The organism is Paenibacillus marchantiophytorum (assembly GCF_014640555.1).
Lineage (GTDB): Bacteria > Bacillota > Bacilli > Paenibacillales > NBRC-103111 > Paenibacillus_E > Paenibacillus_E marchantiophytorum.
The window spans coordinates 178,099-189,376 of sequence record NZ_BMHE01000006.1 but is presented as its reverse complement, the minus strand read 5'-3'; the positions used below and the strand labels follow the sequence as shown (position 1 = coordinate 189,376).

Here is an 11,278-nt window from a genome sequence, read left to right as displayed (position 1 = left end):
GCATTCTAATGCAAGCTCGATCGTCTTTTTTTCAATGGCCTTCTTGAAGCTGGCGTTTGTTTTTTGACAACCCCCTTCATGGAGGCCCTTTTTTTGCTTAAGGACTTCTGTTTAGGAGGATCGGGTGTAGGCATGATGTGCTCCGTTTCTTTCCTGCCAGGTAAAAAAGGCAGCTCAAACAATCTTTCATTGTCCTCCCTCTCTTGGTTGGAAGTTCTTTGATTTATTACAAAATTAGGTTCCTCCAGCTCTCCCGTTGCTAATAAAGCCAACTCTTCCATAGATATCGGCTGCTTAACCACAACAAGATGATACATGATTTGATAAGCTACATTCAATTGAGACTGTCTAAGCAGCTTAAGTTCAATTTCTTCATACAAACTTCCATATTGCGGGAAATAAAAGAATTCAATTCGAATCAAACGGAAATCATAAGGTGAATCTTGATCTTCGGGTTCCATCAATGACCAGTTTGCCTGACTGGATAACATGAACTCATCGGGATCCAGAACTGATTCAGGATATGTCGTCCAATATCTAGGCAGATGCTCGTTGAATTGTTGTTTAAATCTTGGATTCACCATGTGTGAAGTTACATGAGCATAGGGAGCAACTATACATACGATCGCTTTGTGGCAACTAACACGATAGATCTCTTCCATCACGGTTTGTAAGTTGTCAACATACTGCAAACAGTGGGAAGCCATGGTAAAGTTCACCGAGTGATCTTGTAAAGGAAGTGGCCTATTCGAATCATATTTCCCATCAACAAAGTTAACTGATTCACCTTCTTCAATGTTACCTTTAGGAAACACATTCTTCCCGTACAGAAGCTCTATTCTCAATGCCTTCACTTCTTTCGAATTCATTTATTTCATTTATTATATTCATTGTCCTACAAATGGTATAAGCATTCTGCCCCGTAACTATTTATTGTCTGTATCTGATACCGGGTTTAATGTCATGATTTCGCTTGAACAGCTCTCCAAAGATTTGCAAACCGTTATGAACAAGAAATAAGGCAACTCACTTTAAGCTAACAGGTTGTTGTTGGGTAACACATTGAATCATACCGCCATCTTGATAAAGCTCTCTGACATCAATTCCAATAACTATACGGTCAGGGTATAATTTTTGGATGGACTCGTTAGCTATCTTATCATGAGAATCATTGTAGTTCGGTACTAATACAACGGTATTCCCAATATAGTAGTTAATATATGAACCTCTATAGTCCAATTTTTTTCCACTTTCTAGAACGACATTCTTTTGGGTAATGGGTAAGTACATATACTTATAAGGATTGTTAGATACATCATTCGCATTCAATAGAGTTGTAATGTCCTTATTACTGACACCCCATTCCTCTAAGTCTTCTTTTTTCATAGTAATCAACGTAGTCTTATCATAGAATTTGGCAAAGCCATCAATATGGAAATCTGTAATATCCGAATTAGGTACACCATCTAACCAAATAAAGTTAGTAGCGCCAAGGTTTTCTTTGATATACTCATTAATCTGGGCCTCAGATAAATTAGGATTTCTATTCTTATTTGTTACGGCACTGCGTGTCGATAAGAATGTCCCATTACCATCCAGCTCAAATGCGCCGCCTTCCAGCACGACTTCATTGAGATCAATTCGTTCCATACCTAGCTGCTTACTAAGCTGAGTTGAAATTAATGCGTCTTCCTTGAATGGAGTTTTCTTACCCCAGCCATTAAATCCCCAGTCCATGAGTTTCAAATTGTTGTCTTTGTCGTATACAAAAATAGGTGCTGTATCTCTTGCCCATACATCGTCAGTAGGGACGATATAGAAGTCTATTTTTGAAATATCTACACCTTCATCATGCAAAAGGTCATATATATAGTCCTTTTCTTTCTTATCATAAGCCATAATATAGACGTTCTCGCCTTTACTTAAAGCTAATGTCATTTCAATCCAAATCGCTTCCAGGTTTTCTTTATGGCCTTTACCATAGGTGTAATTATGCGGCCATTGCAACCATGTGCCTTCATGTTTGCTATGCTCTTCAGGCATGGTATATTTGCCTGTGAGTTGCTTCTTTTCACTTTGCTTATTCAGGCTTTGTTTATTCGCTTTCTGATCTTCTTTGGCAAGAGGCGGCGTACACCCCATCATAATTCCAGCCACTACTACCACCCCTGAACACAATGTCATTATTTTCTTCATTCTGTAATCTCCTTCTGTGCGTATTGCTTTCTAGCTGCTGATATAGGTTAAGCTTTGACATTGTGTTAAGGTCAAGGGGGGGCATGAATTTACTTTTTCATGATTGGAAAACAGACTTGTGTCACATACTCCTCCAGAGAACAGTCACACTCCAAGCTCTTCAAATATGTTTCGTAAGGCGGGCCATCCAAGACGTAATCGTTGCACGCTATCCATTCCTCAATAGCCGTATGTGCATAGCCAATATAGTCGTAACTCCCCATATGTAATGTAGTAGCAATCAGCTTATCTGGCAGTCGCTGGATTTGCCACTGACTTCCAGCATCTAGTTCATGTCCCTGACTGATCGGGATCATCAATTCAATGTCGCATTCTTCAGAAGTGAACTCTTCATCCCAAAAGATAGCAGATGGAGCACCAAGCAGCTGAATATGATTATCCTTCGCTTCTATATACAAAGAATCTATATAATGGTCCATATCCGCAATGTTAATACGTAATCTTTGGCTTAAAATAGGGATCTCGCTTCTTTTTCCGAACAAAACATCATAAATTCTTCCTTCTCTATGTATCATATCCGCTTCCTGGTCGATTATCCCTTGCATATCTGCGATAATCTCGCGATGTGAATTTATCTCGTTGGATAGCTCCTGTATCTTCAATAGCATCCATTCGTTCAAAGATTTCTCATCTGCTGTCTGAAAAATCTCTCTAATTTCCGGTAGGGAGAACTTATATTCTCTCAACTTCTTGATTTGCAATGCCATTTCTAATTGATCTTTATCATAATATCTGTAACCGTTCGTCGCATCTACATGTATGGGCTTCAAGAGTTGTTCCTTGTCATAGTGTCGCAGCATGCGCGTACTCATTTTGCAAAGCTTAGAAAATCTGCTGATTGTGTACATATTTATCTCTCCTTCTTGTCGTATTTTGTTTTTCTAATATACGATAGGACTTGACGACATTCAATCCAAATTAGCATTCACAGCCATCTGCTGACTCGTCGTGGTTATTTGCTTCGTTTGATTTCTTAATTGGGGAAATCCCTTTGAAATACGAACGTCATCCCTGATGAGACTCGCTAAAAGACCGACTGAGGTCAAGGGAGCACGTAAATTAGCTGCAATAACAAAATAGCCGAGAATTATCAGCCCTATAGAGGATGGTACAGCTTTTTTATTTTGTTTGTTCGGCATTCTTCATTACTCCTTCCTGAAATCATACGTAGTATTGTTTCTTGCTGATTGAAAATTATCGTATAACATCCGCGTGAATGATAAAAGTATATTATAATATATTATTTTACCAATAAGTATTTTACGATGTATTAGAATACCAAAAAAATACAACTCTAAATTCCCGCCATGGAATTCGGAGTTGTATGTAAGAAGTGGAATTTGTCACTTTTAGAAACCATACTTTAAGGATATATGGAGCACTGTTTCGCTATTCGTATGATTGGTATAAGAGTGAGGACAATCTGCACGAAAACTGATCGTATCATATTGATTCAATGTGTAAATCTCTCCATTGACTTGAATTTCAATGGAACCCGTCATTACTGTCGCGATTTCAGTTGTATTCACATGATGACCTTCAGGGTGATACGAGCTATTCGGCTGCAAGTAAGCCCGACACATTTCAATATCGCTGCTTGCGTTTTTAAAGACGGGTTCAATGGTCCAATTTTTTTGATCATTAGAAAACCGCAGTCCTTCGCCTGCCCGATACAAACTAACAGGGTCTTCTGATTTGAACAAAGCCAATAGCGGTAAAGATATGCCTTTTGAAATTTTCCATATAATCCCCAAAGTTGGATTTGTCTCACCACGTTCGATATTCCCCAGAGTAAGTTTGCTTACCCCCGTTAATTCCGCTAAGTCCTCTAAACTCATGTTTTTTTCTTTTCTGTACTTTTTCATGGCACCGCCGATTTGAAGTACAAGTTGTTTTGAATCATCGATTTCATCCATTTGATATTCACCTCAACCAGAAACAGTTATAACTAGTATACTGTTTATCTAGAACCTTTTCCATACAACTAGTCCTGGTAGAGGTGAATCAGCCTCAGAGAATCCTACTCTTTCACAGAGCCCATCATAATGCCATGAATAAAATATCTTTGCATAAATGGATAGATCGCAATAATTGGAATCAAAGAAACAACAATTTTAGCTGCGTTTAGTGTTTTATTGGACACAAGGCTGGCTTCGATCAGGTCTTGGCTCGACATCCGGCTCGGATCAATTTGGATGAAGATCGATTGCAAATACGTCTGCAGCGGCATCCGGCTCAAATCTTGAATGAACAAAAGCCCGTTTAAATACTCATTCCATGTTGTTACGATAGTGAATAAAGACACCGTTGCTAGAACGGGCATGGACAGTGGCAGCAATATTTTGAACAGGAGCTGCCAAGGATTGGCCCCATCCATCTCCGCTGATTCTTCCAGCTCTTTGGGAATACTCCGGAAGAAGTTGATGACGAGGATTGTATTAAATACGTTAACGACAGAAGGAAGGACAAGTGCCGCCATGCTGTTGAATAAGCCAAGCTTATTTACGATCATATAGAAAGGAACGAGTCCCCCATTAAATAACATACAAATGATGAGCAGCCACATGAAAGGATTGCGCAGCGCAAACTGCTTCGAAGTTCGGGAAAGCGGAAACGCAAGCAATAAGGTAATGATGAAGCTTAACCCCGTTGTATACACAACTCGTTGAATGGAGATCCATGCTGATTTAAAAAACTGCTTATCCTTCAGTATGCTGATATAGGAATGAATCGTCATATCTCTTGGAAATAGGGATACGAGTCCTCCCTCCGCTTTGGCCGAAGAACTCAAGGAAACCGAGAGGGTATGAAGTAAAGGTGAAATGGACAGCAGCATAATCACAATCATGCCCATTATGACCACATAGTCAAATGTCGTGTATTTCTTTCTTATTGAGGCAGTCATTGAGTGTCCCTCCCGCTAAAAGATGCGATATCCCGCAAACTTAGATGCTAATTTATAAGCTGTAACGATAAGGAATAAGCTAATTACGGATTTGAAAAGACCAACCGCGGTACCGATTTCGTAGTTTACTTGTTCGAAGCTCACCCGATAGACATACGTATCGATAATATCACCTGTGGGTTGAACGACGGGATTATACAGATTGAACACTTGGTCAAACCCAGCATTCATCACGCTTTGCAGACTTAATGTAGCCAGAAGGACAACGGTCGTTTGAATACCTGGAAGACTAATATATTTTATTTTCTGCATCCGTGTAGCGCCATCCATGTCAGCAGCCTCATAGAGCGATGGATTAATATTCGTCAGCGCGGCTAAGTACACGATCGCGGCAAAGCCGAATTCTTTCCAGACGTCAGAAAGGACAAGGATCGGACGGAACCAGAAATTACTTCCCAAGAATAGGATTGGATCTTGAACGCCTAAGTGCATCAATAACACGTTCAGTAATCCATTGGAAGCTAGCATATCTTTAATGATCCCAGCGATGATAACCCAAGATAAGAAATGAGGTAAATAGACAATCGTTTGAACAAATCGTTTAAAAACTGTCAGCCTAACTTCATTCAAAAAGAGTGCAAAGGCAACAGGTACAAGTAATCCTGCAACAATTTTGGAGATCGAAATAAGGAGCGTGTTACGCAATACTTCCCAACTTGCTGTGTTATGGAATATGACTTTAAAATTGGCCCAACCTACAAAAGGGGAGTGCCACATGCCTTTCCCAGGATTGTAGTGCTGAAACGCCATAACAATACCGCCCAAAGGAGCAATGTTAAATACAGCTAGCAAGGCAACGCCTGGAATCAACATTAGTAGGTAATGATAGGTTGAAGCGTATTTCCATCTCATGTTGACACCTCGATTCTTCGTCGTTCATTTTCTTTAGAAAGGGCGCAAACCGGTGTTTGCGCCCCATTCTTGTTGCCACTAACCAGCTTATTTGTTTCGTTTATCAATCTCTGCTTGCACTTCTTTCGTAATTTTATCGCCGCCTTGTGCATTCCACTGCGTTACGAAAGCATCGAAAGAATCAATGGGTTGGGAACCTAGAATGATTTTGAGATACGTTTGCTTCTGAAGTGTTTGAAGATCTGTCCATGATTTAACCATTGTTTCCGTTTGTCCGCCAAATACACTCGGTGTTACAACGATATTCTTCTCATTATCCGTTACAACCTTCATAGCGCTATTGTAAGCTAAATAACCGACACGATTAGAAATGGCTGTATTCAACACTTCTTTAGAAGGATTCGTTTTCAGTACGTTTTCAAGCGGGTTCTTCAATTCAGTCTGAATATTGTTCAATCCTGCTATTTCTCTGCTTGAAAGGATGCTCTTATCTGCTTTTCCTGCCAAAATATCATTGTATTTCTTTTGTTGGTTATAAATAAAGGCAGGGTCATCTACAGCTAGATCCAAGTATTGCGCATGTTTAGCAACAGCTACCGTGCCTGCTGTTTCATATTTCGCATTCAAATCATTTAATTCTGTGATGGTTTTATCTTGGAACTCGGTGGATAGATTGAGCAACTGAATTGCAAGCTCAGGGTGTTTAAAGCCTTTTTTCACAACTACATAGCCACCAGGGTTCGGATTCGAGCCAACATTTAATTTGCCAGTTGAGCTGAGCAACGGATAGGCTTTCCAATCTGCATTGGGATTGTTATAAATGGTGTTCCCCAGTGGGTAATAAGGAGCATACCAAGCTTCAAATACGATGCCTGCGCGACCGGAACTCACGTCTTCGGTTGTTTTACCGCCATCTTTCAAGCCATATTCCTTATCGAGTGAGCCTTCTTTAAACATATCGCGCAACGTAGCAAGTGTTTTCTTCGCTTCTGGTTGAATACCACCGTATTTCACTTTGCCGTCTTTATCGTTGATCCAACTGGCCGGAAATGCATTATCCGCCCAATACATCGCATCCAGCGTATGCAAATCAAAGGCAGGGCTGTACATACTGTTCGATTGAGCAACCAATCCTAACGTATCATTTTTACCATTGCCATCCGGATCTTGGGTCGTAAACGCTTTCGAGATTTGTCTAATATCTTCGACCGTCTTCGGTTCAGGTAGATTCAATTTTTTGCGCCAATCTTCACGCACCCAAACGAGCATCGGTTGTTCTTTCTCCATGCCATATGGAATTGCCATCATCTTCCCGCCATTTTTAACGGTATCGAAAGCATAAGGGTTCGCACCATATCGCTCTTTCACTTTTTTCGAAGCATATTTATCAAAATAAGGTGTCAAATCTTCAATCATGTCCCACTGTTCAAGGGTATTCAACATGCTCACTCTATTCTGGCCTTCCAGGGTGAACATATCAGGAATGCGGTTGCTTGCAATATCCAGCGATAATTTCTTAGCGTATTGATCACCGTCCGATGGCGCTGTCCATAGCAGCTTGCCCTTCACATTCAACGTTTTCTCTACATAATCTTGATAGCTGTTCTTCTCGTAGCTTTCACCGGCAGGGAACTTAGGGTCCTGATTAATACTGCGAACGACGGAATATTCAACCGTTTCTTTATAAGGTGCCATCGGTTCTGCTTGACTTGCAGCAGCAGTTTGCGACGGCGATTCCTTTGGCTTTTCAGTAGACGTGTTCTTAGTATCTGTTGAGCACGCTACCGTGGATACCAACATACTGCTTGCAAAGACGATGGAAAGAAACTTGTTGCTTCGATTCATGTTTCGTTTGCCCCCTAGTCACATAATCTTTCTCTTACACCTTTATTGTACTTACTTTTGGCGAATTCCCTATCAGAGTAGTGGGCGTACTCTGGTAGATAAAAGATCGACATTCCAACTTCGCATGTACACATCACATTCACTTTTCCTACTCAAATCACTCATTTGTCTATCTATGGTTCGAATGACGATGCTTGTCTCGATATTCGGTCGGGAGAACTTGACGATGATGCTTGAATACTTTGCTAAAATACTTCTCATCCTTAAAGCCCGCTTGCTCCGCGATCGCATAAATAAAATCATGCGTTGTTAGCAATAATTCTTCCGCTTTACGAATCCGCAGTTCGGTCAAAAGCTCATGAAAAGATACGCCGACAATAGGACGGAAACATTGTCCAAAGTAGCTTCGACTTAGCGCCACTCGCTGAGCAACGTTCTCTTGATTTAAATTCTCCGCGATGTCTTTCTGCATGACGAGAATCGCTTTATAAATGCCGATGGCTGCCTCTTCCGAAAAGGAGCTCGTCTGAAGGACGTCCCTTAGTTGTGTCAGCATGGTACTTAATTCATGCCAACACATCACCTCTAATCGCGTATTAGTTCGCCATATCTTCTGGGGAATCCATGTTAGATGAGATATCGCTTTCAAAAAACCAATGACCATTAAGCGGAATTCCTTCGATGCTGGTTGATGCTCATCAACCAGTTGCAGCCAAGTTTGAAACAAACTCGTATCATAAATCCAATGGAGAGATTGAAAGAGCCGATAAATCTTATCCATTTCCCCCTGATCCTTGAGCTTCTTATTCGTTGATATCGACTGTTGAACATTAAAAACAAGTGGTGTTGGATGATCCTCCCGATAGGCATAAAAGATCATTTCTATTATGCCTTTCACCCAATCCTTGCTCGCATAATAGCTTTCCGTATCCGCGGATTCAGAGATGATAGGTATCCATGTTTCGTATAAATCGTTGGCTTCCCATATGCGATGAATCTCCTGCCAAGACTTGTAAGCATGCTCGGTTATGCGATAACATTCCTGTTCCATAGGGATAATCGTCGGTTTTATTTCCCAGGTAATATGGACTGGCGATGCGCCAGTAACGAGGGGGAATAGGAATAAATCCAGTGGGATCTCTTCTTTCCCTTTAACGGCATTGTGAGGCTCCCGCTGCTTGTCTTCGCGTATCCGTTTCTCGATTCTCGCCAAGGCTTCTTCCATTTTGCCTTCTTCGATTTGTGTTTTCACCAAATAATCGATTGCGCCATACTGCATCGCTTCAATCGCATATTGGAAATCTTGATGACAGGTTAATACAACAATCTTAATCTGAGGGTAAAGATGTTGAACTTCTTTCATAAGTTCAAATCCATCCATCTTCGGCATGGTTAAGTCTGTAATCAAGACGTCAATAAGCTGCGATTCCAACTGCTGCAGCGCTCGCTGCCCGTTCTCTGCTTCACCCACAATTTCGAACCCGTAATCTTGCCAAGGCACGGTTAGTATTAACCCTTTTCGCACAAAATGCTCATCATCTACGATCAATGTTCTCATTCTGTCTTCCCCCTGCTTAGAATTGGCAATCGAATCCGAATTAAGGTTCCCTTACCGATTTCACTTTGAATATCAACGGCATGCTGCTCGCCAAAATATTCGCGAATCGTTTGATTTACAAAATTAAACCCAATCCCTAAGCCGCTCTTTTGAGCATCGCTGTTAGCATACAATAACTTCTCTTTGGTCTCTAATGTCATACCTTGCCCGTTATCTTCGACTTCTATAATAAAGAAAGTTGTCGATTCTTTGTAGACGCGAACACTAATTTGCCCATCATCTTCCGCAAACCCATGATACATCGCATTCTCCACAAGCGGCTGAATCAAGAATCGGACAATGATTAGTTCTTCTGCCAGCGGATCAATATGAAAATCGACTTGAAAGTGATGGTTATATCGAATCTTCTGTAAGGCCACATAATCCTTCAAAGCATTGATTTCTTCGCGAATTTGTACCATGTCGCCCTCTTTGCCTAAATTATAGTGCAATATGCGAGAGAAAACGGATACCAGGTTGACGATTTCCTCCTGCTTATGCATCCTGGCAATCCACTGTATCGTATTTAATGTATTGTGAATGAAGTGCGGGTTAATTTGATATTTAAGCTTCTGAACTTCCAGCTTGCGTTTATTCTTCTCTTTCTCCTCAACTTCAATAATCAGATCACGAATTCTAGTGCGCATCAGGTAGAAACGATCGATTACTTCGTCGAATTCCACAATATTCATAGGCACATAAGGGCGATCAAATTGTAAATCTGCGGTCATTTTTATTTCATTTTTCAACAGATGCAGCTTCTGATGAATAATGCGCCATGTCATCCAAGCTAATATTAAGCTAATCGCGAGCGAACCTATGGCAATCAACGTATACCTTGTAGACCATGATATAATTTCATTGGATAAATCACTTTTATTAACAACGGCTACAATGGACCAATCCCCTTCACCACGCTCAGCGAATAGCTTTTGGCCTTGATTGGAGACCACTTGGCTCGCCCTATTATCGGTTAGGGCCAACTGCGAATGAACGGGATAAGTCTTCGCCATATCGCTGTAGAGAATATGATGCGAACCATCTGTGATCAAGTAATTCACATGAAAACCGAAGGCATCTTTCGGAAATAAATCACGAAACACTTTGAAGTTCGTTTCAATATAGACGTAGGTTTTCGGCAAGTTTTTATTGCCTGTCATTTCTTGAATGATGGAAAAAACCATATTATCACTGTATAAATACATACTAGGGTGCGGCCCCTGATATACGGTCACGGGTTCCGAGCGAAGTACAGGAAAATCCATCGGATTTACATTTTTTTTGATGAGCATCGTCTCAAAGAGATTCAGTTTCTGTTCGGGAATGAAATAGTACATCGCGCCAAGCCCTTGATTCGCATAACTGATCAGGGTAAGTCGAGATTCGATATCACTCTGGATGTCCGATTTCATATTATTCGGAAGGGTAGGATTCATATACTGCTCTAATCGTCCACCGATGTCACCGTCCAGCGTAAGCTGGCGGGAAGCATACCCCAGATTGTCGAGCGAAGATTGCATCGTATGCACAATCTCCTTCATTCGACTTTGAACACCCTTCTCAATATTGTTCTGAAGGATCGAATAGATCGAATAGTAAGAAATACTCCCCAGGAGCAAGATAGGAATCAATACATTAGCTATCATAATGACCACTAGTTTGAACCTCAGTGTATTTGTATGAGCCAATCTGCCTAACTTAGTTATCATCGGTATCTTCCCCAGTCTCTCGCCTAAATCGGAACACGTTCCTAATATCAAAAG

9 protein-coding genes and 1 pseudogene are annotated in these 11,278 nt (G+C 40.9%); all 10 read right to left on the bottom strand.

The annotated features are described in order from the left end of the window. Nucleotides 1-5: 5 nt before the first annotated feature. Nucleotides 6-845 (bottom strand): methyltransferase domain-containing protein, encoded by an 840-nt coding sequence (locus tag IEY34_RS08940; protein ID WP_189010442.1) that lies wholly within the window; start codon nt 843-845, stop codon nt 6-8. Between the two features lie 181 nt (nt 846-1,026). After that, nucleotides 1,027-2,196 carry an agmatine deiminase family protein gene (locus tag IEY34_RS08935; protein WP_189010440.1) on the bottom strand — a complete coding sequence of 390 codons (1,170 nt, stop codon included), beginning with the start codon at nt 2,194-2,196 and terminating at the stop codon, nt 1,027-1,029. A gap of 89 nt (nt 2,197-2,285) precedes the next feature. Then, nucleotides 2,286-3,104, bottom strand: coding sequence for a MerR family transcriptional regulator (locus IEY34_RS08930; RefSeq protein ID WP_189010438.1), 819 nt, complete (start codon nt 3,102-3,104; stop codon nt 2,286-2,288). A gap of 144 nt (nt 3,105-3,248) precedes the next feature. Continuing rightward, a pseudogene (locus IEY34_RS08925) lies at nt 3,249-3,395 on the bottom strand (MFS transporter); the annotation flags it as partial. A 210-nt stretch (nt 3,396-3,605) separates the two neighbouring features. Then, nucleotides 3,606-4,172: a helix-turn-helix domain-containing protein gene (locus tag IEY34_RS08920; RefSeq protein WP_189010436.1), complete on the bottom strand. Its 567-nt coding sequence runs from the start codon at nt 4,170-4,172 to the stop codon at nt 3,606-3,608. 104 nt (nt 4,173-4,276) lie between these two features. Then, nucleotides 4,277-5,161, bottom strand: a complete 885-nt coding sequence (locus IEY34_RS08915) for a carbohydrate ABC transporter permease (RefSeq protein WP_189010434.1) — start codon at nt 5,159-5,161, stop codon at nt 4,277-4,279. 15 nt (nt 5,162-5,176) lie between these two features. Then, entirely contained in the window at nt 5,177-6,073 is an 897-nt protein-coding gene (locus tag IEY34_RS08910; protein ID WP_189010432.1) for an ABC transporter permease, read from the bottom strand. 87 nt (nt 6,074-6,160) lie between these two features. Beyond that, nucleotides 6,161-7,918: a type 2 periplasmic-binding domain-containing protein gene (locus tag IEY34_RS08905; RefSeq protein WP_189010430.1), complete on the bottom strand. Its 1,758-nt coding sequence runs from the start codon at nt 7,916-7,918 to the stop codon at nt 6,161-6,163. Nucleotides 7,919-8,087: 169 nt separating this feature from the next. Then, nucleotides 8,088-9,476: a response regulator gene (locus tag IEY34_RS08900; protein ID WP_189010428.1), complete on the bottom strand. Its 1,389-nt coding sequence runs from the start codon at nt 9,474-9,476 to the stop codon at nt 8,088-8,090. Then, nucleotides 9,473-11,224: a cache domain-containing sensor histidine kinase gene (locus IEY34_RS08895; protein WP_189010426.1), complete on the bottom strand. Its 1,752-nt coding sequence runs from the start codon at nt 11,222-11,224 to the stop codon at nt 9,473-9,475. The genes IEY34_RS08900 and IEY34_RS08895 overlap by 4 nt, the downstream gene beginning before the upstream one ends. Nucleotides 11,225-11,278 lie beyond the last annotated feature (54 nt).